The organism is Microbacterium sp. SGAir0570, from assembly GCF_005491085.2.
GTDB classification, from domain to species: Bacteria; Actinomycetota; Actinomycetes; order Actinomycetales; family Microbacteriaceae; genus Microbacterium; species Microbacterium arborescens.
In genome coordinates, this window is record NZ_CP027929.1 from 102,706 (window position 1) to 126,024 (window position 23,319).

At 70.0% G+C, this 23,319-nt stretch carries 24 protein-coding genes; 8 read left to right on the forward strand and 16 right to left on the reverse strand.

Annotation, left to right across the window (positions count from 1 at the left end; translation table 11 throughout):
* Nucleotides 1-83: 83 nt before the first annotated feature.
* The 4 genes from C1N74_RS00520 to C1N74_RS00535 are packed head-to-tail and all read right to left on the reverse strand — an operon-like array spanning nt 84 to nt 3,419.
* Nucleotides 84-647 carry a dihydrofolate reductase family protein gene (locus C1N74_RS00520; RefSeq protein ID WP_103841734.1) on the reverse strand — a complete coding sequence of 188 codons (564 nt, stop codon included), beginning with the start codon at nt 645-647 and terminating at the stop codon, nt 84-86.
* Entirely contained in the window at nt 644-1,945 is a 1,302-nt protein-coding gene (locus C1N74_RS00525; RefSeq protein ID WP_137749737.1) for a hypothetical protein, read from the reverse strand. Before C1N74_RS00525 ends, C1N74_RS00520 begins: the two co-directional genes overlap by 4 nt.
* Nucleotides 1,942-2,904 (reverse strand): aminotransferase class I/II-fold pyridoxal phosphate-dependent enzyme, encoded by a 963-nt coding sequence (locus C1N74_RS00530; protein WP_071918776.1) that lies wholly within the window; start codon nt 2,902-2,904, stop codon nt 1,942-1,944. Before C1N74_RS00530 ends, C1N74_RS00525 begins: the two co-directional genes overlap by 4 nt.
* Nucleotides 2,901-3,419 (reverse strand): hypothetical protein, encoded by a 519-nt coding sequence (locus C1N74_RS00535; protein ID WP_023953276.1) that lies wholly within the window; start codon nt 3,417-3,419, stop codon nt 2,901-2,903. The genes C1N74_RS00530 and C1N74_RS00535 overlap by 4 nt, the downstream gene beginning before the upstream one ends.
* A gap of 343 nt (nt 3,420-3,762) precedes the next feature.
* Here C1N74_RS00535 and C1N74_RS00540 point away from each other — a divergent pair, with 343 nt between their 5' ends.
* Complete coding sequence (locus C1N74_RS00540) at nt 3,763-4,551, forward strand: inositol monophosphatase family protein (protein ID WP_137749739.1); 789 nt, start codon at nt 3,763-3,765, stop codon at nt 4,549-4,551.
* On the opposite strand, the gene C1N74_RS00545 is transcribed toward C1N74_RS00540, so the two are convergent.
* Nucleotides 4,541-5,521 (reverse strand): cation diffusion facilitator family transporter, encoded by a 981-nt coding sequence (locus C1N74_RS00545; protein WP_258317957.1) that lies wholly within the window; start codon nt 5,519-5,521, stop codon nt 4,541-4,543. The two genes, C1N74_RS00540 and C1N74_RS00545, sit on opposite strands and share 11 nt — an antisense overlap.
* A complete protein-coding gene (locus tag C1N74_RS16545) occupies nt 5,518-6,015 on the reverse strand; it encodes a transporter substrate-binding domain-containing protein (RefSeq protein WP_071919461.1) in 498 nt (165 codons plus the stop codon). Before C1N74_RS16545 ends, C1N74_RS00545 begins: the two co-directional genes overlap by 4 nt.
* A gap of 142 nt (nt 6,016-6,157) precedes the next feature.
* Between C1N74_RS16545 and C1N74_RS00550 the strand changes: the two genes are divergently transcribed.
* Nucleotides 6,158-7,444 (forward strand): adenylosuccinate synthase, encoded by a 1,287-nt coding sequence (locus tag C1N74_RS00550; RefSeq protein ID WP_023953269.1) that lies wholly within the window; start codon nt 6,158-6,160, stop codon nt 7,442-7,444.
* A 1-nt stretch (nt 7,445) separates the two neighbouring features.
* Nucleotides 7,446-8,621, forward strand: a complete 1,176-nt coding sequence (locus tag C1N74_RS00555) for a beta-propeller fold lactonase family protein (protein WP_137750921.1) — start codon at nt 7,446-7,448, stop codon at nt 8,619-8,621.
* A gap of 21 nt (nt 8,622-8,642) precedes the next feature.
* Here C1N74_RS00555 and C1N74_RS00560 read toward each other — a convergent pair whose 3' ends face one another.
* Nucleotides 8,643-9,791 (reverse strand): AI-2E family transporter, encoded by a 1,149-nt coding sequence (locus C1N74_RS00560; RefSeq protein WP_023953265.1) that lies wholly within the window; start codon nt 9,789-9,791, stop codon nt 8,643-8,645.
* An 87-nt stretch (nt 9,792-9,878) separates the two neighbouring features.
* Here C1N74_RS00560 and C1N74_RS00565 point away from each other — a divergent pair, with 87 nt between their 5' ends.
* Nucleotides 9,879-10,175 carry a chorismate mutase gene (locus C1N74_RS00565; RefSeq protein WP_023953263.1) on the forward strand — a complete coding sequence of 99 codons (297 nt, stop codon included), beginning with the start codon at nt 9,879-9,881 and terminating at the stop codon, nt 10,173-10,175.
* Between the two features lie 3 nt (nt 10,176-10,178).
* On the opposite strand, the gene C1N74_RS00570 is transcribed toward C1N74_RS00565, so the two are convergent.
* Together C1N74_RS00570 and C1N74_RS00575 are read right to left on the reverse strand one after the other, a co-directional pair.
* Nucleotides 10,179-10,700, reverse strand: coding sequence for a TetR/AcrR family transcriptional regulator (locus tag C1N74_RS00570; protein ID WP_023953261.1), 522 nt, complete (start codon nt 10,698-10,700; stop codon nt 10,179-10,181).
* Nucleotides 10,687-11,331 (reverse strand): N-acetyltransferase, encoded by a 645-nt coding sequence (locus C1N74_RS00575; RefSeq protein ID WP_181405565.1) that lies wholly within the window; start codon nt 11,329-11,331, stop codon nt 10,687-10,689. The genes C1N74_RS00570 and C1N74_RS00575 overlap by 14 nt, the downstream gene beginning before the upstream one ends.
* A gap of 346 nt (nt 11,332-11,677) precedes the next feature.
* Between C1N74_RS00575 and C1N74_RS00580 the strand changes: the two genes are divergently transcribed.
* From C1N74_RS00580 to C1N74_RS00590, 3 genes are all read left to right on the forward strand, one after another.
* Nucleotides 11,678-13,003, forward strand: coding sequence for a glycine betaine/L-proline ABC transporter ATP-binding protein (locus C1N74_RS00580; protein ID WP_137749743.1), 1,326 nt, complete (start codon nt 11,678-11,680; stop codon nt 13,001-13,003).
* Nucleotides 13,003-13,926, forward strand: a complete 924-nt coding sequence (locus C1N74_RS00585; protein WP_023953255.1) for a proline/glycine betaine ABC transporter permease — start codon at nt 13,003-13,005, stop codon at nt 13,924-13,926. The genes C1N74_RS00580 and C1N74_RS00585 overlap by 1 nt, the downstream gene beginning before the upstream one ends.
* Before the next feature lie 72 nt (nt 13,927-13,998).
* On the forward strand, nt 13,999-14,910 hold the full coding sequence (locus tag C1N74_RS00590; protein WP_023953254.1) for a glycine betaine ABC transporter substrate-binding protein: 912 nt from the start codon (nt 13,999-14,001) through the stop codon (nt 14,908-14,910).
* Between the two features lie 50 nt (nt 14,911-14,960).
* Here C1N74_RS00590 and C1N74_RS00595 read toward each other — a convergent pair whose 3' ends face one another.
* The 4 genes from C1N74_RS00595 to C1N74_RS00605 all read right to left on the reverse strand — a co-directional run bounded on the left by C1N74_RS00595 (nt 14,961) and on the right by C1N74_RS00605 (nt 20,286).
* A complete protein-coding gene (locus C1N74_RS00595) occupies nt 14,961-15,785 on the reverse strand; it encodes a hypothetical protein (protein WP_137749744.1) in 825 nt (274 codons plus the stop codon).
* Between the two features lie 131 nt (nt 15,786-15,916).
* Complete coding sequence (locus C1N74_RS16345) at nt 15,917-16,075, reverse strand: hypothetical protein (RefSeq protein WP_023953252.1); 159 nt, start codon at nt 16,073-16,075, stop codon at nt 15,917-15,919.
* A 7-nt stretch (nt 16,076-16,082) separates the two neighbouring features.
* The gene (gene purL, locus C1N74_RS00600; protein ID WP_064955230.1) at nt 16,083-18,404 is read right to left on the reverse strand and encodes a phosphoribosylformylglycinamidine synthase subunit PurL; all 2,322 of its coding nucleotides are present in this window, start codon (nt 18,402-18,404) and stop codon (nt 16,083-16,085) included.
* Between the two features lie 124 nt (nt 18,405-18,528).
* Nucleotides 18,529-20,286 (reverse strand): alkaline phosphatase family protein, encoded by a 1,758-nt coding sequence (locus C1N74_RS00605; protein WP_258317958.1) that lies wholly within the window; start codon nt 20,284-20,286, stop codon nt 18,529-18,531.
* A gap of 48 nt (nt 20,287-20,334) precedes the next feature.
* Between C1N74_RS00605 and C1N74_RS00610 the strand changes: the two genes are divergently transcribed.
* On the forward strand, nt 20,335-20,985 hold the full coding sequence (locus C1N74_RS00610) for a hypothetical protein (RefSeq protein WP_137749745.1): 651 nt from the start codon (nt 20,335-20,337) through the stop codon (nt 20,983-20,985).
* Here C1N74_RS00610 and C1N74_RS00615 read toward each other — a convergent pair.
* The 3 genes from C1N74_RS00615 to C1N74_RS00625 are packed head-to-tail and all read right to left on the reverse strand — an operon-like array spanning nt 20,921 to nt 23,316.
* On the reverse strand, nt 20,921-21,508 hold the full coding sequence (locus C1N74_RS00615) for a DUF1349 domain-containing protein (protein WP_137749746.1): 588 nt from the start codon (nt 21,506-21,508) through the stop codon (nt 20,921-20,923). The two genes, C1N74_RS00610 and C1N74_RS00615, sit on opposite strands and share 65 nt — an antisense overlap.
* Nucleotides 21,509-21,523: 15 nt before the next feature.
* Nucleotides 21,524-21,916 carry an ester cyclase gene (locus C1N74_RS00620; RefSeq protein WP_023953247.1) on the reverse strand — a complete coding sequence of 131 codons (393 nt, stop codon included), beginning with the start codon at nt 21,914-21,916 and terminating at the stop codon, nt 21,524-21,526.
* 38 nt (nt 21,917-21,954) lie between these two features.
* The gene (locus C1N74_RS00625; protein WP_137749747.1) at nt 21,955-23,316 is read right to left on the reverse strand and encodes an ABC transporter substrate-binding protein; all 1,362 of its coding nucleotides are present in this window, start codon (nt 23,314-23,316) and stop codon (nt 21,955-21,957) included.
* Between the last annotated feature and the right edge of the window lie 3 nt (nt 23,317-23,319).

Sequence of the window (23,319 nt, forward strand, 5' to 3'; positions counted from 1 at the left end):
GTCGACCTCACCCTCGGCGCTGCCAAGGGCGCGCGTCATCCGGCGACACCTGTCGTAACCGGAGTTCGCGGCGGGAGCCCGGGTCAGGCGCTGCGGAGCCGATATCGCGTCGCCACGGCCCCGGAGCGGAACGCCGTGCGGTCCACGGGGTCGAGTTCGATCTGCCGGTCCAAGCCGGCGAGCAGGGTCGGTCCGCGCCCCGCGACGACGGGATGCACGAGGAACTCGAACTCGTCGATGAGGCCGAGGTTCGCCAGGGCGGTCGGCAGGGTCACGCCGCCGACCCACAGCCCGGTGCCCGGCTCGGCCTTCAACGCGCGGACGGCTGTCTCGAGGTCGCCCGAGATCAGCTCGGCGTTCCAGTCGGGGTCCGCGAGAGTCGACGACACGACGAACTTCCGCGCGCCGTCGATGGCCTCGGCGAACCTGACCTCGGCGTCATCCATCCAGGCGGGCCACTCGCCCGAAGGCGGCCGCCGCCAGGCCGCCGCCATCATCGCGTACGTCACCCGCCCGAGCAGCAGCGCGTCGACGCCGGCCATCTGCGCTGTCCAGAAATCCATCGATTCCTCGTCGGGCGGCAGGCCCGCCTCGTGGTGGCAGCAGCCGTCGAGCGTCACGTTGATCGAATACCGGAGAGGTCTCATGTCGCATCCCGCCTGCGGCGGATGACGCCGCGACGCCAGTCTGAACCTGCGGGCATCGATATGCGAGGAGTCCAGGCCAAAAGCACGGCGAAGACGACGCGCGTCGCGAGCAGGACCGACCAGATGGCCTCCGCCGAGCCGGAACGCGTGACGGCGAGCAGCGTCAACCCGGGGCCGGCCACCGCCCCGTAAGCGATCCCGAGGGCGGGCAGCCCGGCCGCCGTCGACAGCGCGATCTTCCGGTAGGAGTAGAGAACGCCTGCCCACGGTTCGATGAGCAGCTGCACGGCCATCATCGCTATGAGCAGCCAGCCGAGCTGGTCGAAGACCGGTAGGGCGAGGCGCGAGATCGCGAGCGCCACCGCGATCGCCGCGAGCAGGACGAAGCAGTTCGTCTGGACCGTCGACAGACGCATGGCGTCCTCGCGCTCGCGCCCGCGCTCGGCGATGACGAATCGCGCCCCGACCACGCCGAACTGCTTCAACGGGACGATGACCGAGCGCATCACCGCCACCGAGAGCGCGACGACAGCGCCGTCTGCGGGGGAGTGCGCTGTGGCCACCAGGATCGCCGCGGTGAAGGTGACCAGGAAGACCAACCCGTCGACCGACGCAGCAGCACGCTCGCCGAGCGAGCGGACCACCGCGACGGGGTGCGCGAGAGCGTCTCGCCTCGCCGCTGCGAACATGGGCCACGAGATCATGTCCGCCCGCGCGAGCTGGGATCCTCGTACCAGCGCTCCCAGGATCGACGCGACCGACGTCGTGGCCCCCACCGCCGCGACGGCAGCAAGCGGTGAGACGCCGAGCACGACGACGACCGCCGCGACGGCCGCTTTCACGAGCGTCCCGGTGACCGCGGTGATCAGGTTCGTGCCATCGCGGTGCAGCGCCTGGAACGCGCCGTTGAAGACGAAGCCGATCGGCGTGAGCACCGTCGCCGGGATGGTGGCGATCCAGTACGCGGCGAAGAACCCGCCCGCGTCCGAGCGGGAGAGCACCGGGCTGAGCAAGGCGATCGCGATCGATGCGAGCAGCAGGAGCATCGCTGCCCCGACGGAACCCGTCAGCTCGCCCTGGAGGGAGCGTCCCGCCGTGCGTGCACGAATGGTGGTGACCACGAAACCGGATGCCACGACCGTCACGATCGCGGCGGTCGAGCCGCCCAGCCCGATCGCCGCCTGCACGTCGTCGGAGTAGGCCGTCGCCATGATCAGCAGGATGACGACGCTGCCGATCCCCGGCAGGAACATCGCGGATGCCGCCAGAGCGGCCCGCCCCAGATAGTCGCGCCTCATGATGGGGCTCCTGTCCACGCCTCGATCGAGGCGGCCACCCGATCCGAGGCATCGAGACGCAGGGCGTTGAGGAGTGGGTACTCCTTCCAGCCGTGGTCCCCCAGCGCGGGCTCGGGGACGGAGCCCCGCCGGACTGTGATCGCGAAACTGTTCGACGTGTACATCACCTCCGCCTCGAGACGCTCGAGTGCGCGTCGCAGCCGATGGTGCAGCTTCCGCTGGCGTGTACCCACGTCGTGGGCGCGACGGCGAAGGTTGTCGCCATCGATGAATGCGTCCCAGACGGCGCACTGGAACACATCGAGCTCCATCGGGTTCGGCATGACGTGCGGTCCGGGTCCGCCATCGAGCAGAACGCCGAGACGGATGCCGGCCAGGCCCAGCGATTTCGACGCGCTGACGATCACCGGCGCGTCGGTCAGGCGCAGCAGGGGTGCGAGCCCGGCGACGCCGTCGGGGTCGAGAAGCGAGAATGTCGCGTCGACAACGGCTTGGGCGCCCCTTCCCGCCAGCGCCCGGAGGAGATCGCCGGCATCCGCCGTCGCGATCGGCGACGACGGCGTTGTGATGACGACGAGGTCGCCGCGGCGCGACCCCGCGAGATCGTCGAGGTCGGCGTACGTGAGGAGCGGGATGCGGCAGGATGACGCGACGCGAGCGAATCCCGGGTACCCGTGCGCCGGGACCCACAGTCGTTCGGGCGCCCGGTGCTCGATCAGGCATTTCAGCGCGGCTTCCGCGCCGCGGTGGAGCGACCCGCGCCGGTCGCCCCCGGGGTCGAGCCTGAGACGCTCCGCGAAGTCTCGGGCTGCTTGCCGTCCGTCGAGGCCGACGTAGGTGTTCCAGCGCGAGAGGCGCACCCGCTCGAGGACCTCGGCTTTCCAGGCGACATCGACATCACGGTCGTGCGTTGCGAACGACACCCGCGAGGGCGGGCTCAGCGCGTAGTCCCGATTCACGCGGCCAGGAGCATCTCGAGATCGTCGTGCGCGAGGATGCGCCATGGCGAGTCCGGCGGCAGTGCTGCCTCGGGCTGAGCGGATGCCGCGACTGCGTTGATCTCGTCGAGCGTCATTCCGAGCTCGGAACGCAGGAACCCGACCACTGTCCAGTGCTCCGCACGCTCCGGATCGAAAGGCCCGAAGCTGTGCACGTAGTCAGGGACCCAGCGGAGGAACTCGGCGACGAACTCCCGCTCTCCCGTCCGCGCGGCGTATGCGTCCGGCGTGATCGAGGCGTGGTGAACGTACCTGCCACCCGGCAGGGCTTCGCACAGGGCGAAATACGGGCCCGTCTGCACGATGAGCTCGTGCCAGACCTCGTCGACTTCCGGAGTGACGACTATTCGTCGCCCGCTGGTGCCCGACATGATCGCGAGGTATTTCAGGCACTCGATGATATGTCGGTCGGTGCAGGCCAGTCCTTTTTCGTCGACACGGCTGCGAACCGTCTCGACGTAGTTCCTCGTGAGCATGAGTCGCCTCTCCTTCATTTGCGGCACGGAGGGCGGCGGGTGCGCTCTCGGTCCGCCCCGCCGCCCGGTGTGATCACTTCGGTTCGTCGATCACTGCGCAGCAGTCCATGTGGACCTGCTTCAGCTGATCCAGGTGTCGCGCTTCGATGAGGTCAGCGATGGCATCCATGCTCGCTCCTTTCTGCCGATATCCGGCCTCGGAGTTTTCGGAATAAGACGCACATTTTGCGCCCCGTGGTGCGGGAATTTACCGGCGTCGGGATATGCACTCAATGGGCCACTGGTGTTCTCGGCCACTTTTGGCGAGTTTTCATCGTCGGTGGCGCCCGCTAGCGTCAGATGGATGGATCTCCAGCGCGCCGCAGACCTCGCCATCGCCCTCGCCCGGGAGGTCGGTGACTTCGCCGTCGCAGAGCGGGCGACCGCCCGCGTCCACGCGAAGGGCGACGGCGCCGACCTGGTGACGCACGTCGATCGCGAGGCCGAGCGCCGGATCGCCGCGGCCCTCCGTCGCGAGTACCCGGATCACGCGATCCTCGGCGAGGAAGGCGGCGAGCAGGGCGCGGAAGGCAGCGAGTGGCGCTGGCTGATCGACCCGCTCGACGGCACGCACAACTACGTGCTGGGACTCGACGTGTACGGCGTCTGCATCACGCTCTGCCACCACGAGCGACCGGTCATGGCTGTCGTGCACGATTCACCGCGCCACCGCACCTTCTGGGCCATCGAGGGCCGCGGGGCGTTCGTCGCCGACGCTGCACCCGACGCCGGAGCCGCCGCCGACCGCCTCCGCGTCGACGCGGAGGGCGCGCTCGCTCACGCGACCGTCGCCTTCACGCAGGGTTACGGCGTCGGTCATGACGACCCGCGCCGCAACCAGCTGTTCGACCGCCTCGAGCGCCGCACGAAGCGGGTGCTGCGCAGCTGGGCGCCGTCGTCCGACTGGGCGCTGCTCGTGACGGGCGGGCTCGGCGCCCTCGTGGCCTACCGCAACGAGATCTGGGACCTCGTCGGCGGCGCGCTCATCGCGACCGAGGCGGGCGCGGCATCCTGGACCTCCGCAGACGGCGACCTGGTCATCGTCGGCCGACCGGATGTCGTCACAGCGCTGCACGAGCTCGTCACTCGCTGACCGGCACGACGATCGGCAGTTCGCGGACGGGCACGAGCACGATGTCCTGCACCTTCCAGTCGAGCTCGACGCAGCCTTCGCGGGCAGCCTCCAGCTCGTCGAGGCTCGGCATGCGCCCGTCGCGCGGCACGACGAACGACTCGACGTGGAACACGTGCCCCTCGTCGCGCACCCGGCTGCCGACAGCCGACACCCAGGGCAGACCTGCGAGGTACGCGTCGATCTCGCCCGCGAGCGGATGGGGCTCGGCCTCGTCGAACGTCGTGGCGCGCGCGTCCATGAGATCGACGATCGCGGCCCGCAGGTTCTTCAGTCCGTCGCGCAGGATGCCCGACGCGATGAACAGCGCCGCCGCCGCGTCGAGCCACCACAACCCGAGCCCGATGCCGGTGACGCCGACGATCGAGCCGACGGCCGTCATCCAGTCGGCTTTGTTCATGTCGGCATCCGCGTAGAGCACCTTGTTGTGCAGCTCACGCGCCAGCTTGAGCTTCGCGCGCCCGAGGAGGACGGGCGGCACGGCGGTCATCGCCATGACGCCGATCATGAGCCACCCGAGCCAGATCGACGCGCCGAACAGCTCGACCGTCCCGATCGTCGGGTGTTCGCCGCTCAGCAGCCCGATCCCCGACTCGACGATCAGGTAGGTGCCCATCGTGGTCAGGGCCACGGCCGCGACCAGGTGGCCGACCCCGACCGAGCGGTGATAGCCGTACGGATGCTGGAGCGTCGGCCGTCGACGGTTGACCCGGATAGCGATGAGGAACGCCAGCGGCGGGATGAACGACAGCAGGTCCTCGATCCACGCCGCCTTCATCGCCTGCGAATTGCCGAGCACGAGGAAGACGAGGGTCACCGTCACCGCGAGGAACCCGATGGTGATCCACTCGAGCCGCACCGCGCGGCGCAGCGCCTCGACCTGACGCTGCGGGAGCTCGGTCTGCCCGAAGCGCACCTCCGACCGGTTCACAGCTCGCCCGCCTTCGCCCGCTCCGAGAGGAACGTCTCGAGGCGCGAGAGGAACGCGTTCTCGCCGAGCGGCACGAGCATGACGACCTTGAGCGTGCTGCCGTCCTTCGCCGTCGCTTCGGCGTAGGGGCGGGTGACCCCCGCCTTGTCGGTCCACGGCGTCTGGTCGGTGATGCCGCCGGCGATGAGGTCGAGCCCGCCGTTCTCGAGCTCGCGCACCAGAGCCTCCTCCGACCCGACGGTCCATTCCACGTCGGCGTCGAGTGACTCGGCGAAGGCCCGGATCGCGTCCGGCTCGCTGCCCTGCGGCTCGTCGCCGTCGACCTGCACCCACTCGCCGTCGGGGGAGACCCCGGCCCGCAGTGTGCCGCCCTCGACCGAGGCGAGCGTGCCCGACGGGTCGGTCGGGATCGACAGCCCGCACCCCGCGAGCGCGAACGACGATGTCAGCAGCAACAGGACCGCGCCGACCGCTGCGGCGAGCCGGTGGTGCATGAGACCCTCCTCCTTGCGTGTCTGATCGATACATCCGATCTGCGCCATCACCCTGGCGCGCGCGCCGCGATCTCCGTAAGGGGGTTGCGTCCGTGTCGATAGGATGGGGTGCAATCCCTCCTCGACAGAAAGGGAGATCCGCATGCCGGGAATCGTCATCGTCGGCGTCCAGTGGGGCGACGAGGGCAAGGGCAAGGCCACCGACCTGTTGGGCGACCGCACCGACTGGGTCGTCAAGTTCAACGGCGGCAACAACGCCGGGCACACCGTCGTCATCGGTGACGAGAAGTACGCCCTGCACCTGCTGCCGAGCGGCATCCTCTCGCCGGGCGTCAACGCCGTCATCGGCAACGGCGTCGTCGTCGACCTCGAGGTGCTGTTCGCCGAGCTCGAGGCGCTGTCGGCGCGCGGGCTCGACATCTCGCGCCTCAAGGTCAGCGCCAACGCGCACCTGATCACGCAGTATCACCGCACGCTCGACAAGGTGACCGAGCGCTTCCTCGGCAAGCGTCAGATCGGCACCACCGGCCGCGGCATCGGGCCGGCCTACGCCGACAAGATCAACCGCGTCGGCATCCGCGTGCAGGACCTCTTCGACGAGAACATCCTGCGGCAGAAGGTCGAGGGCGCCCTCGACCAGAAGAACCACCTGCTGGTCAAGGTCTTCAACCGTCGCGCGATCACCGCCGATGAGATCGTCGAAGACCTGCTCTCGTACGCCGATCGCCTGCGTCCGATGGTCTGCGATACTGGCCTGCTGCTGAGTGAGGCGCTCGACAACGGCGACGTGGTCGTCTTCGAGGGCGGCCAGGCCACCATGCTCGACGTCGACCACGGCACGTACCCCTTCGTCACGTCGTCGTCGGCCACCGCCGGTGGCGCCGCAACCGGATCGGGCGTCGGCCCCAACCGCCTCGACCGTATCGTCGGCATCGTCAAGGCATACACGACGCGCGTCGGCTCGGGTCCGTTCCCGACCGAGCTGTTCGACGAGAACGGCGACTTCCTCCGCTCGCGCGGGTTCGAGTTCGGCACGACGACCGGCCGTCCCCGCCGGGTCGGCTGGTACGACGCCCCGATCACCCGCTACGCCACGCGGATCAACGGCATCACCGACCTCGTGCTCACCAAGCTCGACATCCTCACGGGGCTCGACCGCATCCCGGTCTGCGTCGCGTACGACGTCGACGGCGAGCGGTTCGACGAGGTTCCGGTCAACCAGTCCGACTTCCACCACGCCAAGCCGATCCTCGAGTACTTCCCCGGCTGGAAGGAGGACATCTCGACGGCGCGCACGTTCGACGACCTCCCCACCGCGGCCCAGGAGTACGTGCTGGCCCTCGAGAAGATGAGCGGCACCCGCATCTCGGTGATCGGTGTCGGGCCCGCCCGCGACGCCGTCATCGTCCGCCACGACCTCGTCGACTGACGTGCGGCTGCTGCTCGGCGGCTACACCGCCGACATGGGCGGCGAAGCCGCCGGCATCGGGCTGCTGCACGCCGGCGATCCCGACGGTGCCACCGCGGACGGTCAGCTCTCGCTGCGGCCCGAGGTCGTCGCCGCGTCGTCGCCGTCGTGGGTGGCCCGCCACCCGCGCCTCGACGTCGTCTACGCGGCTCTCGAGTTCCGTGGCGAGGTGCAGGCCTACCGGCGCACCGGCCTCGACGCGTGGACGCCGCTCGGCCGCCCCGTCGCGGCGGGCGAGGCGGTGTGCCACGTAGCCGTCGCCCCCGACGGAGCATCGCTCGTCGCGAGCTGCTGGAGCGACGGCCGCGTCGTCCGCATGAGCGTCGACGCCGCCGGCATCCCGTCAGCGCCCGTGATCGCGCCCGCCGCCGTCGACCCGTATGGGCCCGACGCACCGGCCGAGCCCACGGTGGACGACATCGACCTGGCCGCCGCTGCGCGGGCGCTCCGAGAGGCGGCCGGTCCCGAGTTCGCCCATCTGGTGCCCGGCTCCGACGCGCCCGCCGCGCCGCATCCCGGTCCCGATCAGGATGCCGAAGCCCCGCGTCCGTCGCGATCTCACCAGGCGCGGTACCTGCCGGGCGGCCTCATCGTCACGACCGACATGGGCCTCGACCTCCTGCGTTTCTGGCGTGACAGCCCGCGCGGGCTCCGGCTCGTCGAGCAGGTCGCCCTGCCGCTGGGCAGCGGGCCGCGCCACACGCTCTGGCACCCGAGCGGCCACCTGTACGTGCTCACGGAACTCTCGCGCGAGGTGTTCGTGCTCGGTGCCGACCGTGAGGGGCGATGGCGGATGCTATCGGCGACCGGCCTTCTCGGCGCTCTCGACGACGACACCGCCGCGGAGATCGCCATGACGCCGGACGGCGAGGCCATCTATGCCGGTGTCCGTGGCAGCAACACCCTCGGTGTGCTGCGCGTGCGCGACGCCGGCGACCGGCTCGAGCAGCTCGCGCTCGTCGATGCGGGCGTCGACTGGCCGCGCCACCACGTCGTCGTGCGCGACACCCTGCTCGTCGCCGGGCAGCTCTCGAGCGAGGTCGTGTCGATGACACGTGACCCCCGGACCGGCGTGCCCGGTCGCGTGCGCCACCGCGTGACAGCGCCGAGCCCGACCTGCATCCTGCCGGTCGCGTGATCGCGTGCCCCGCCGCGGGGCTCAGTGGGGCAGCTTCTTGGCGTCCTGACGCGGGATGACGATCTGGTTGATGATCAGCAGGATCGACGCGGTGACGGGGATCGCGACGAGGGCGCCGAGCAGGCCGAGCAGCGTGCCGCCGACCAGCGCGCCGATGACGACGAGTGAGCCGGGCACCGAGACCGTGCGGTTCATGACCCGCGGCGTCAGGACGTATGCCTCGACCTGCATGTAGAGGAGATACACGGCTGCGAAGATGATCGCCTGCACCGGCGCAGTCGGATTCGTCAACAGGGTGATGACGGAGGCGCCCACCCAGAAGATCACCGTTCCGACGAGGGGGATCAGGGTGATCGCGAAAGCGAGCACGGCCATGAGGGCCGCGAACGGGACGCCGAGGATGGTGAGCACGATGAAGGCGAACGTCGCGTTCATGAGCGCGAGCACGACCATGCCCGACAGGTAACCGCCGATCGACTCGGTGATCTGGCGGGTCATGTCGGCGACCGTGGCCCGTGACCGGGCCGGCGAGATGCGCACGAGCGCGTTCTTCATGCGGGGCAGCGACGCGAGGAAGTACAGGCTCAGCACGAGCACGATGATCGAGCCCGAGATAGCGGTCACCACGTTGACGCCGACCTGCAGCAGGCCGCCGCCGATCGCGGCGATGTTGGAGGGGTTGGTGACGAAGCTCTGCACCTCATTGATCACGTCGCTCAGGCTGTCGCCGAAGGTGTCTTCGGCCCATCGGACCGTCTCGCTCTTCAGCACATCGTTGACAATGTTCGGCACGTCCTTCGCGAACTGCTCGACCTGGCGCACGACCGGCGGCAGGACGACCCACAGGATGCCGGCGATGATGAGCGCGAGCGCGGCGAACGTGATCACGATGCCCCACGCTCGCGGGATGCCGCGGCGCACGAGGAATCGCACGACCGGGTCGAGCGCGAGGGCGACGAACAGGGCGATCGCGACGTAGATGAGGACCGTCGACAGGCTCGAGATCGCCAGGCCGAGCACGATCGCGGCGAGAGCGCCGAGCGCCAGGAAGAAGCCCGCGGCGAACGGGCGGGAGAGCGCGCCCCAGATGGGCTGGTCGCGTGTGGCCTGCTCGGAGACGGGGACGGTGGGGTCCGCGGGCGCGGGGCCGGTCGAGCGAGGCTTCGTCATGGTCACACTCTAGAGGCGGGGTCGGCGCTCCGTGAGGGGCGGGGCGGAGGCCGTCGAGCAGATAGGGTCGGCGGGGGAGGAGCCACCATGACCGACGCCACGACCGAACTCCATCGCCTGCGCGCGAGCATCGACAACATCGACGCCGCGCTCGTCTTCATGCTGGCCGAACGGTTCCGCTGCACGAAGCAGGTCGGCGAGCTCAAGGCGACGCACGGCATGCCGGCCTCCGATCCTGGTCGGGAGGAGCGGCAGATCGCCCGGCTGCGTCGTCTCGCCGAGGAGGCGGATCTCGACCCCGAGTTCGCTCAGAAGTGGTTCGGGTTCGTGGTCGCCGAGGTGATCCGCCACCACCGCATCGCGGCCGAGGACATCGCCGACTGAGTCTCAGTCGCCGGGAGCCGCGAGCTGCCGGATCGATTGCTCGATCGCCGCGCGCTGAACCGCGTCGAAGTCGAGGAACCCCGTCGCCCGGCTCACCCACAGCCCCAGTGCCGCTGCCACGGCGGTCAGCTGCGCGGGTGTGGCGTCGTCCGGCTGCAGCCAGTGCGCCCGGATGCGATGCCATTCGTCGTGCATCCGCCGCCCGCCGATGGTCTCGACCGCGAGGCGCAGCTCGGCCGGTGTGGCGTCTCCTTCGAGCATGCCGGCCACGAACGCGGCGAATCTGTGCGGGGGATCGTCGGGTTCGTCGGCCGCATGGGATGCCGCCGCCTCGGCCCAGCCGTCGATCAACCGGCCCGCGACAGCCTCGAGGATCAGCTGCCGCGTCGCGAAGTGATAGACGATGCCGCTCTTGGTGAGACCGGTCTGCGCCGCCAGGTCGTCGTAGGTGACCGATTCGGCCCCGGAGGTCGCGAACAGCTCGACGGCCGCGTCGATGATGAGCTCGCGGTTACTCGGCCGCACGGGGTGCTCCACTCGCCGCGGTGTTACCGGCTCGCCACATCGCGAGCGGGCCGGCGCCGTCGGGCCAGGGCAGCCGCGTGAGCGGAACAAAGCCGTGCCGGCGGTACAGCGCGGTCGTGCGGTCGTTCGACGACTCAAGGTAGGAGGGAGAGCCCTGGGTGTCGATCAGCTCGAGCCGAGCTGCCAGCAGGGTTCCCCCGATGCCGCCGCCGACCGCGTCGGGCGCGACGCCGACCGCCTTGAGGTACCAGTGCGGGACGGCGGGCCGGTGGGAGTCGATCGCGTCGGACACGCGGAGGGCGCGCGCGAGGCCCCCGATCCCGATCGCTCGGGCGTACTCGGGCAGGGCGGCCGTGCGCATGCCGGTGTCGCCCGGACGCGACCACACGGCCACCCCGATGAGCGTCCCGGTATCGGGATCGCGAACGCCGTCCACGGTGCCGTTCTGCAACGGGCCGCCCAGCAGGATGGCGCGGAACAGGCGGTGGCGCGCTCGCTCGTCGTGCGCGCGCTCCTGCAGCAGCGCGCGCGTGGGGGCATCGTTCGCGAACGCGCGGGTCAGCAGGTCCGCCGCCACGTCGATCTCTCCGCGGGTGACAGGGGTGACGGTGCGGGACGTCGTACGGGTCATGCCGTAACTGTACGTGCACTGCACATACAGTTGTCTGTGAGTCGACTGTCCATTCGGGCGCGTGCGCGCGCGTTTATCCGAATGGCCGGTCAGCGGTCAAATCCTCGGTTCGATTTGCGACCTCCCTGTGAACGTGAAACGTTGGATCAGGCCCTCCGCGGGCCACTACCCGACCAGTCCGCGGTCGCTGGTGGCAATCTCCTGAGGTTCCAGACCGGCGAGCGTATGGTCGGCGGCCTGTGCTCGTGGGTCCGACATCCGCAGCCGAGACGCCGTCGCGAGACGCGCCGAGAGGTCGCCACCCGGGCGTAACCGATGCAGCCTGCACCGGCTGCCGAGGTGACCTGTGACCAGTCCGTCTTCTTCGGGGGAAAAGACGTCCCCCGCTCTCGAAGCCAAGAATCTGTACAAGGTCTTCGGGCGCAACCCGAAGTCCGTCGTCGAGAAGCTGCGGGCCGGCGCCCAGCGCAACGAGATCTCCGACGCCGGGACCGCCGCCGTCATCGACGCCTCCTTCACCGTCCAGCCCGGCGAGATCTTCGTCATCATGGGCCTGTCCGGCTCGGGGAAGTCGACCCTCATCCGCATGCTCAACGGCCTGCACGACGCCACCGCAGGAACGATCACCGTGAAGGGCGACTCGATCACCGATGTCGCGCCCGCCCGGTTGCGCAGCATCCGTCGCGAGTGCATCGCGATGGTCTTCCAGCACTTCGCCCTGCTCCCGCACCGGACCGTCGCCGCCAACGTCGCCTACCCGCTCGAGCTTCGCGGCGTCGGCAAGGTCGAGCGCCTCGCGAAGGCCGAGGAGATCCTCGCCCTCGTCGGGCTCGAAGGCTGGGGCGACAAGCTGCCGTCGGCGCTCTCCGGCGGAATGCAGCAGCGCGTCGGCATCGCCCGCGCGCTCGCCGCCGACAGCGACATCCTGCTCATGGACGAGGCCTTCAGCGCGCTCGACCCGCTCATCCGGCGCGAGATGCAGGAGCAGCTGCTCGAACTGCAGCAGAAGCTGCAGAAGACGATCATCTTCATCACGCACGACCTCAACGAGGCCATGTTCCTCGGCGACCGCATCGCGGTCATGCGCGACGGCCGCATCGTGCAGATCGGCACGCCCGAAGACATCCTCACCGACCCGGCGAACGACTACGTCGAGCAGTTCGTGCAAGACGTCGACCGCGCCCGCGTCCTCACGGCCGCGAACGTCATGGAGCGGCCGCGCCCCGTCGTCGCCGAATCCGCCGGTCCTCGCGTGGCCCTCAAACAGATGCGGGATGCCTTCATGTCGGCGGCCTACGTCGTCGGGCGCGACCGCAAACTGCTCGGTGTCGTCACCGACCGCGACGCCGTCAAGCTCGTCCGCCGCGGCGAGTCGGCGCTGTCTTCGGTCATCAAGCCCGCGCCGCAGACCGTCGGCCAGGACGAGGTGCTCATGAACCTCTTCGTCCCGGCCGTCGAGTCGCCGCTGCCGCTCGCCGTGACCGACGCGGAGGGGCGCCTCGTCGGCGTCATCCCCCGCATCACCCTGCTCGCCGCCCTCGGCCCCGGGCCCGGCGCGACGGAGGAGATCACGATCCCGCTGCAGCCGATGCCGCAGGCCGCGATCGATGAGGTGCTCGCGGAGGCGACCGCCGTCGACGGCGCCGCCCTCCAGAACGGGGAGGTGCGCTGATGGATGGGTTCCGCATTCCGCTCGGCCAGTGGGCCGAGGTCGCGGTCGACTGGATCCGCGACAACCTCTCCTGGCTGCTCGGCGCGGTCTCGACCGCGGTCGGCTGGCTGGTCGGCTCGCTCGCCGACCTGCTGCTGAGCGCACCGATCGTCGTCGTCATCGTCATCGCGGCGCTGCTGGGCTGGTTCCTGCGCTCGTGGAAGTTCGCGATCGGCACCGCGATCTCGTTCGCGATCATTCTCGGCGTCGGCCAGTGGGTCACCGCGATGCAGACGCTCGCACTCGTCGTCATCGCGACGCTCATCGCCGTCGTCATCGCCGTTCCGCTCGGCATCCTCGCTGCGCGCAGCGACCGCTTCAGCGCGATCATCAAGCCCGTCCTCGACCTGATGCAGGCGATGCCGGGGTTCGTCTACCTCATCCCCGCGATCGTGTTCTTCAGCATCGGCTTCGTGCCGGGTCTGGTCGCGACCGTCATCTTCGCGCTGCCGCCGGGCGTGCGTCTGACCGAGCTCGGCATCCGCAGCGTCGACTCCGAGACCGTCGAGGCCGGGCACGCGTTCGGCGCGACGCCAGGGCAGATCCTGCGGGGCGTGCAGCTGCCCCTCGCGATGCCGACGATCATGACGGGCGTCAACCAGGTGATCATGCTCGCGCTCTCGATGGCCGTCATCGCCGGTATCGCCGGTGCTCCCGGCCTCGGCAAGGAGATCGTCCAGGCGATGTCGACCGTCAACATCGGCACGGGTGTCGAGGCGGGCCTCAGCGTCGTCATTCTCGCGATCTACCTCGACCGCCTGACCTCGGCCCTCGGTGACATGAAGGGCCAGAAGGGCTCGATCCTCGGCGTGATCGGCCGCCGTCGCACCGCGGCCGCCGCCGCGACCGCCGCGGAGAAGCGCGAGCTCGCCCCGGCTGCGTGAGCCGCGGCATCCCGAACGTATCCTCCCTGCACCACCCATACGGAACGAATGAATCCATACGGAAGGCACACGATGAACAAGCGACACCTCACCGGGATCGTGGCGCTCGGCGCCGCGGCATCCCTGGCCCTCGCCGGCTGCGCGAGCGGTAACCAGGCCGAAGGCGGCTCTGGCGAGAGCGGCGACAGCAAGGGCACCATCACGCTGGGCTACCTGCCCTCGTGGACCGACGGCCTCAGCACGGCGTACCTGCTCGAGAACCAGCTCGAGCAGCTCGGCTACACCGTCGAGATGCAGGAGCTCACCGAGGCGGGCCCGCTCTACGCCGGTCTCGCGCAGGGCGACGTCGACATCTACCCGTCGGCCTGGCCCGAGCTCACCCACGCCTCGTACATGGAGCGCTACGGCGACCAGATCGACGACCTCGGCGCGTACTACGACAACGCCAAGCTCACGATCGCCGTGCCCGAGTACGTCGACATCACCTCAATCGAGGACCTGGCTGCGAACGCCGACCGCTTCGGCGGGCAGATCTACGGCATCGAGCCGGGCGCCGGGCTGACCAAGCAGACCCAGGAGTCGATGATCCCCGAGTACGGCCTCGACGGCACGTACGAGCTCGTCACCTCGTCGACCGCGGCGATGCTCACCGAGCTCGACACCGCGATCGCTGCGCAGCGCGACATCGTCGTGACCTCGTGGCGTCCGTTCTGGGCCAACGAGCGCTACGGTCTCAAGGACCTCGAAGACCCGCGCGGCGCGATGGGCGACACCGAGGCGCTGCACTTCCTCGCGACGTCCGGCTTCGCCGACGAGCACCCCGAGGCCGCCGAGCTGATCGGCAAGATCAAGCTCGACGACGAGCAGTACGCCGCGCTCGAGGACATGGTCGTGAATCAGTACGGCGAGGGCAAGGAAGCCGAGGCGATCACAGCCTGGCTCGAGGAGTACGGCAGCCAGGTCGACGGTCTGCAGACCAGCTGACCTCGTCTGAGTGACGACGAAACCCCCGGGAGCTGCTCCCGGGGGTTTCGTCACTCCGGCCGGTCGCCGCGCGACGGGCGGTCGCGCCGCATCCGGTTCCACATCTCGGTCGACCGGGTGATGGCGCGTTGCGCGTTGTCAAGGAGGTCTTGCGCGACCTCGGCCCAATCGGGCGAACGGTCGTCGGGCTCGGGAAGCTCGCGAGGCGTGCCCTGCCGCGCGGCGCGCTCCGCGGCGTCGAAGGCATGGGTAGCGCGCCGGACGGCTTCGCGATAGGCGCTGTAGTCGCCCGGAGCCATGCGAACCTCGCGCGAGGCCGGTCGCAGCCACGACGCCTGCTGGTGCTCGCGCAGGAAGAGGTCCATCGGCGGCCAGCGGGCGTCGAGCATCATCGGGAATCCGATGGCCTTCGCGGCATCGGTCTCGTAGTCCATCCACCGCGCCAGCAGTGCGTCGTGCTCGGCCATCAGCCGGGCCAGCGGCATCCGGTCGACCTCCTTGCGCGACGCGGGCATCATCGCGCGCGCGGCCTGTACGCCTGCGCGCCGCGCCTTCAGCTCGGCGACGGCGGCCCGTGCCTGGCGCTCGGCGATCTGCAGGCGACGACGGGCCTCGGGCACCGCACCCGCGGTCGCCCGGGGCGTCGCCTTCTCGGCCTGCGCGCGCATCAGCTCGGCGCGCGCGACCTTCAGCTGCGCGCGGGCATGGGTGACGCCCTGCTGCGCGCGGCGGAGGTCCAGCTGGGCGGCATCGAGCTCGAGGCGACGCTGCGACGGCCGTCCCCGGCGCAGGCCGGCCCAGCCGAGGGCGCCCGCGCTGGCTCCCGCCGGCGCGATCCACCACCACTCGGCCGCGAGGGCGAGGATCGGATCCACTTCTTCAGCCTACGCACCTCGACGCGCCGCGTCTTCGAGCCAGCTGGGGATACACCTGTCGGACTGGTGGTGCTGGTGTACGGTCGAACCCGCCGTGAGGCCGCACCAGCCCCACGGGTCCTACGGATGTATCAGCCGAAGAGCAGCGCGAAGACCGTCGAGCCGCCGCCCACGAGGATGAGCGAGACGATCGCGACCCACGCGGTCACGCGCAGGCGACGCGAGCGCCCGCGCGCGAAGCCGGCGTACTCGTCGTCCTCGCCCTGCGGCGTCAGGTCGCGCCCGCTCATGCCGCGCTCATGACGTCGGCACCTCGTCGACGATGTCGCCGAAGGCGGCGGGCAGGGTCGCGCGCGACGTGGCGCGGATCTCGGCGACGGGCACCGAGAACAGGCCCTGGATGTCGAGCACCGACTCGACGCCCTCGGCGGCATCCGTCACGCCGATGCGGATGACGGGGTAGTCGCGGCCCTCGCACAGGCCGCGGAACTTCACGTCCTCCTCGCGCGGCACCGAGACGATGACGCGGCCGGTCGACTCGCTGAACAGCGCGGTCGCGACATCGACGCCGTCGCGCTCGACGATCTCGCTGAGCCAGACGCGGGCGCCGACGCCGAAGCGGGTCGTCGCCTCGGCGAGGGCCTGGCCGAGGCCGCCGGTCGACAGGTCGTGCGCGGCCGAGATGAGTCCCTGCTGCGACGCGGCCTGGATGAGGCCGGCCAGACGCTTCTCGGCGGCGAGGTCGACCTTCGGGGGTCGTCCGCCGAGGTGGCCGTGGATCGTGTCGGCCCAGGCCGAGCCGTCGAGCTCCTCGGCGGTCGTGCCGAGCAGGTAGATGTTCTCGCCGGCATCCTGCCAGCCCGACGGGATGCGGCGGGCGACGTCGTCGACGATCCCGAGCACGCCCACGACGGGGGTCGGGAAGATCGGCTGGTCGCCGGTCTGGTTGTAGAACGAGACGTTGCCGCCCGTCACCGGCACGCCGAGCTCGAGGCACGCGTCGGAGAGCCCGTCGACGGCCTGGCCGAACTGCCACATGACCTCGGGGTTCTCGGGGCTTCCGAAGTTGAGGCAGTCGGTCACGGCGGTGGGCACGGCGCCCGTGACGGCGACGTTGCGGTACGCCTCGGCGAGGGCGAGCTGCGCGCCCGCGTACGGGTCGAGCTGGCAGTAGCGGCCGTTGCAGTCCGTCGCGATCGCGAAGCCGAGGCCCGACTCCTCGTCGACGCGGATCATGCCGGCGTCGTCGGGGAAGCTGAGCGCGGTGTTGCCGAGCACGTAGTAGTCGTACTGGTTGGTGATCCAGCTCGTGTCAGCGAGGTTCGGGCTGCCGACGAGCTGCAGGAACTGGTCGCGGAGCTCCTCGCCGTCGGTGGCGCGGGGGAGGGATGCCGCCGAGTCGGCCTGCAGGCCGTCGATCCAGGTCGGGTAGGCGACCGGGCGGTCGTAGACGGGACCGTCGACCGCGACGGTCGAGGGGTCGACGTCGACGATCTTCTCGCCGTGCCAGAAGATCTGCAGGCGGCCGTCGCCGGTCACCTCGCCGAGCACGCTCGTCTCGACATCCCACTTGCCGACGACGGCGAGGAACGCGTCGAGCTTCTCGGGAGCGACGATCGCCATCATGCGCTCCTGGCTCTCGCTCATGAGGATCTCCTCGGGCGTGAGCGAGGGGTCACGCAGCAGCACGTTCTCGAGGTCGACGCGCATGCCCGATCCGCCGTTGGCGGCGAGCTCGCTCGTGGCGCACGAGATGCCGGCCGCGCCAAGGTCCTGGATGGCCTCGACGAGCTCGCCCGCGTACAGCTCGAGGCAGCACTCGATGAGCACCTTCTCGGCGAACGGGTCGCCGACCTGCACGGCGGGGCGCTTGGTGGGTCCGCCGTCGGCGAAGGTGTCGGACGCGAGGATCGACGCGCCGCCGATGCCGTCGCCGCCCGTGCGGGCTCCGAACAGCACGACCTTGTTGCCGGCGCCGGTGGCGTTGGCCAGCTTGATGTCCTCGTGGCGCATGACGCCCACCGCGAGGGCGTTGACGAGCGGGTTGCCCTGGTAGACCGAGTCGAAGACCGTCTCGCCGCCGATGTTCGGCAGGCCCAGGCAGTTGCCGTAGAACGAGATGCCGCTGACGACGCCGTGCACGACGCGGGCGGTGTCGGGGTGGTCGATGGCGCCGAAGCGCAGCTGGTCCATGACGGCGACGGGCCGCGCGCCCATCGAGATGATGTCGCGGACGATGCCGCCGACACCCGTCGCGGCGCCCTGGAACGGCTCGATGTAGCTCGGGTGGTTGTGCGACTCGACCTTGAAGGTGACCGCCCAGCCCTCACCGACGTCGACGACGCCCGCGTTCTGGCCCATGCCGACCATGAGGCGGGTCTTCATCTCGTCGGAAACCTTCTGGCCGAACCGGCGCAGGTAGTTCTTGCTCGACTTGTAGGAGCAGTGCTCACTCCACATGACCGAGTACATCGCCAGCTCACCCGAGGTGGGGCGGCGGCCGAGGATCTCGCGGATCTTCGCGTACTCGTCGGGCTTGAGGCCCAGGGCTCCGTAGGGCTGATCACGCTCCGGAGTGGCGGTGGCGTTCTCGACGGTATCTGCGACAGGGGTGCTCACGCGGCTGGACTCCAGGACTCGGGATGCCGGACGCGATCAGTCTAGTTGGCGGGACGAACCGTCGAGTCGCCAGGAAATGCGGATGCGGGCGGTCCGGTATCCGCGCCTTCTGGCGAGTCGACGCTCAGGAGGGCGCGTTGTATGCGCCGAAGAGACCGGTGCCGTGCTCGACGAGGGCGTCGTACGCCTCGCCGTAGGTCGCGGGCAGCGTGCTGCCGGGGTCGAAGCGCGACGTCAGGAGCCCGAGCAGTCCGCGCGCGGGCGGGGTGAGCGGACGCTTGTGGTGCTTCTCGTCGGGGGCCTTGGTCGCGCCCTTCTCGGGATTGGGCGGCACGTACAGCGACTGCGGCTGCGGCCAGGTGTAGGGCTGGCGCGGCGTCGTGAGGTTGACGGCGTTGAAGATCGGGTTCGCGGTCTCGTCGCGGACGTTGAGCGGCCGCAGCCCGTGCAGCCGGCAGAGCGTGTTGATCACCGACCCGTGATGCATCTCGTCGTGGATGACCGTCCCGGCTGCGGTGTACGCGCTCACGACGATCGCCGGCACCCGCAGACCGAGGCGGTCGAACGTGAAGCCCATCTCGCCGGGTCCGCTCGCATCCGGCGGCGGCGCGGCCGGCGGCGCGACGTGGTCGAAGGTGCCGCCGTGCTCGTCGAAGGTGATGACGAGCGCCGTGTTCATGGCGTTCGAGCCGGAGGTCGACGCACTCGTGCGGATCGCGTCGTACACGTCCTGCGCGAGTTTGTCGCCGGCGCGGACGTCGCTGTCAGCGCTGTTGGTGATGCGGATGCGACTGCCGTCGGACAGCTCGAGCTCGCCCTCGCGAGTCGCGCCCCACGGCGGATGCATGTCGTTGTGATTGAAGACCATGCGCGGCTCGATGAACGCGTAATCGGGCAGCTCGCCGTTCGCGGCATCCACGTAGAACTGCTCCATGACGCGGAAGTTCGTCTTCCAGTACCGCTCGAGCACGGGCGCGTGGAGCATGCCGGTGAGCGAGACGAGTTGCGTCGCGTCGTAGTAGACGCGCCACGACAGGCCGGCGTCTTCGAGGCGGTTGAAGATCGTGGGTGCTGCGGGTGCGTTGATCCACTTGTCGTAGTTGTCGCCGGTGTGGTTGACGACGTAGCCGTGCGAGGTCGAGGCGTGGAAGAAGCTGCGGTTGCAGAAGGTCTGGGACGGCACGCCGGCGAACCAGCGGTCGTAGACGCCGAACTCACGGGCGAGGGTCGAGATCACCGGCAGCATCTCGGGCGAGAAGCCGCCCATCGCCGTGGCGTACTCGTCGGCGGTCGGCTCGCGCTTCTTCGCGAGGCGGTAGTTGACGATGTAGTCGTGCACGAACCCGTCGTTGCGGGGCGCGCTCCCCGCGGCGGGAGCGTTGTAGGGCGGCTGCAGCCCGTTGCGGGCGATGTCGGCGTTGGCGGGCGGGTCGATCGTCCCGAACAGCTGCGTGTTGACGTGCGGGTAGGTCTCGCCGGGGTCGGGCTGCGGCTGCTGCATGATGTGGTCGGTCGCGCCCGTGTAGACGTGCGCGGGCACGACGGTTCCGTCGGGGGCGGTGTTGGCGTAGTCGCCCTGCAGGATGCCGTCGAAGTCGGCCGCGCTCTTCTCGTCGGCCGTGTAGAGGTGGCCGAGCAGGTTGTCGAAGCTGCGGTTCTCGAACATGAGCACCACGACGTGGTCGAACCCGGCGACGCTCCGCGCCGCGAGGGGCGCGAACTCGGGCGGATGCGCGGTCATCGCTGCCGTCACGGCCGCGCCGGCCGAGCCTCCGACCGCGAGGCCTGCGGCTCCGAGGCCCGCGCGGCGCAGGAAGTCGCGGCGCGACGGGCGTCGGCTGGCCCAGGAGGCGTCCGTCTCGTCGCGATCGGCGTCGGTCACGGGTCCCCTCCCTCCCTGGGTGCTCGGCGATCAGGCTACCCTCACACCATGGAGGACGGCCTGCGTTTCGATCGGGGAGCCCGATACGGTGCGGCGATCGTCGCGGCGATGTTCGGCACCTATCTCGCCGTCGCGTCCGACTTCTCCGCGATCGTGCAGGCGCAGATGTACGCCGGCACTATCACGAACGACATGCCGTACGTCGACACGCTCCAGTTCGTGCTCGTCGTGGCGACCCTCGTCGCCGCGTTCGCCGTGCTCCCGACGTCGCCCATGCGCCGCGTGGGAGGTGTGACCCTCGCGTGCGTCGCGCTGTTCCTCTGGGCGACGTTCGGGCTGCTGCGCGGAGCCGGTCATCTCGCCCACCTCGACCCTCTGTGGGAGGTCGTGCTCAATCAGGGCTTCATCGCGTTGCTGGCCGGGGTGGGCGGCTGGGTGGTCGCGCGCGGCCGGCATCCGCTGTCGTGGGTCGTCGTGATCGTCGCGCTCGTCCCGCCGATCGTCGGCCCCCGACTGGTCGAGGCCAACGTCACGAGCGGCGGCTACGCGCTGGCGATGCAGGGCATCGTGATCGTCGGCGGGCTCGTCGCGACGTGGGCCGCTGTCGGGATCGATCGGTTGCTGCGCCGGCGAATCAGTGGTCGGGATGCAGCGACGCGTCGGCCGGCACGCTCCGCCACGACACGAAGCGAACCGTGAGCCCGGCGCGCGTGGGCGCGCAGCAGAACGGCCCGGCTGCCACCTCCGCGTCCGGGTCGAGGGGGGCCACCCGGACGAGCCGCCAGTCCTCGTCGTCGACGCGGGCGCGGATCGTGACGGCGTCGCCCGACCGGCTCGCGCGAACCGTGACGACGCGTCCAGCCCAGTCGGCGACGGGGGAGAGCGACCAGTCCGACATCCCGCGCGTCACCACCGCGCCCAGGCTGTCGGCGCCGTCGCTGTGCTCGATGCCGGCCTTGATCCAGGTCTCTTCGTCGACGCGCAGGAAGACACCCGCCTGATCGAACTGCGCCGAGAAGTCGAGCACGAACGCCACCTCGACCGCGGTGTCGGGTGCCATCGGCGCGAGCAGCGCGTGCTCGTCGTCGTGCACGAACCCGTACGACGTCACGCGCCACGCGTCGCTTCCCTCGCGCGCCGTGACGAGCAGGTCGTGGCCGTCGAGCGCGGTCGCCGCGGGCTCGTTGGTCCACGATCCGGTGGACCAGGCGATGTCGGTCATGTGATTCCTCTCGGGTCAGGCGCGCAGCTGGGCCAGCAGCGCGGCGTGGTCGGTGGTGCCGGCGAACTCGACGATGCGGCCGCCCGCCACCCGCAGGAACCCGAACTCCGCCACGTTGACGTGTCGGCGGGTGGGCCGGATGCCGCGGAACGGGCCGGTGTGCGTGCCGCTCGCGCGCACGTGCGCCGCGATGCGGTCATCCTCGACGACGAGCTGGATGCGGCGCACCTGCCAGTCGGGAAAGGCGTCGAGCACCTCGACGGCGTCGGCCATCCACGCGTCGGCTCCGCCGGGCAGGTGGGCTCGCCGCACGTTCGGGTCGATGAACGAGCGGATGGCGTCGAGGTCATGACGATTGCAGGCGTCGAGGTACTCGGCGTACCAGGCGTGCATCTCCCACGGCTCCATCCGCCCATTATCGGCTGGTGCGACGGGGTACCCCGCCCTCAGCGGGTCGCGGTGGCGTTCTCGTAGGCCCGCATCGCGGCATCCTGTGCGTCCGCGAGCGCTTCCTCGGCGGTCTTGTCGCCGAGAAGTGCCGCCGTCACGGCGTTGTTCAGCTCGTTCTGGATGTCCTGTCCGGCGGGGGAGGAACCGAACGACGTGCCGTAGTCGACCACGTCGTAGTAGGTGGCGACGACCTGGTCGAATCCCTCGTCGCCCGACGGAGTGACCCACTTCTCGCGGATCGCCTGGTCGGGCTGCGGCGATCCCGTGAACAGGCCGGTGTTGGCACCGCCGTCAGCGGCGCGCGTCTCGGCGCGCGCTTCGCCCGCCGCGTTCCACGCCTCGTCGCTGGTCAGAGCCGAGACCCACGCGCAGGCCGCGGCGGGGTTCTTCGCTCCGGCCGGGATGACGAAGGCCTGGCCGCCGGAGACCGAGAACGGTTCGCCGTCGCTGTCGCGGAACGGCACCGCCTCGATGTCGATCTGCTCGAGGTAGGGCGAGAGCACGTTCGGGTACCACTGCGCGTTGACCTGTGCACCGACCTGGTCGGTGACGTACTGATTGGCGTCGCCGAACGTGTCGAAGGCGTCGGTGAAGCTCTTCACCTGCGCGAAACCGCCCTGCGCGTCGTTGATGCGCTGCAGCAGCTCCATGCCGGCGAGGTTGCTCGGGTCGTCGAGGGTCGGCACGCCGTCGTCATCGGTGAGCTGGCCGCCCGCCCCGAGGATCCACAGCGCGGACTGACCGGTCGAGACGGGGTCGAAGCCCAGGCGCGTCGGAACACCGCCGGACTCCTGATACATCTTCTCGATGGCGGCCAGCAGGACGTCGGGCTGCGAGGTGTCGATCTCGTCGGCCGTCACGCCCGCGGCATCCATCACCCGCTTGTTCAGGATGATGGCCGGCGGCTGGTAGAACTGCGGCGCTCCCCACACCTGATCCTCGTAGCGCACATCGTCGACGACCGACTCGTACCACCGGTCGTCCGCGTCGACGTCCTGTGCGTCGAAACAGCTGTCGAGCGGCAGGATGAGGCCCTGTGCCGCGTACTGAGTGACGTAGCGGCGGTCCATCTGCACGACGTCGGGCACGTCGCCGCTCGCGATGCGGGTCGTGAACTTCTGCGAGTCGAAGGCCGTGGCATCCAGTTGCACGTCGACATCCGACAGCTGCTCCGCCGCGTAGTCGAGTCGCGCGGTGCCGACGTCGTCGGCGTTCTCGAAGCCCCACGCCGCGAGGGTTCCGGTGGGCGTCGCCGAGAAGTCGACGTCTTCCGCGGTGCCGGCGTCGTTGCTGCATCCCGCCAGCACGATGACGGATGCCGCGGCCACTGCGGTCGTTCCGATCAGTCGATTGCGCATGTG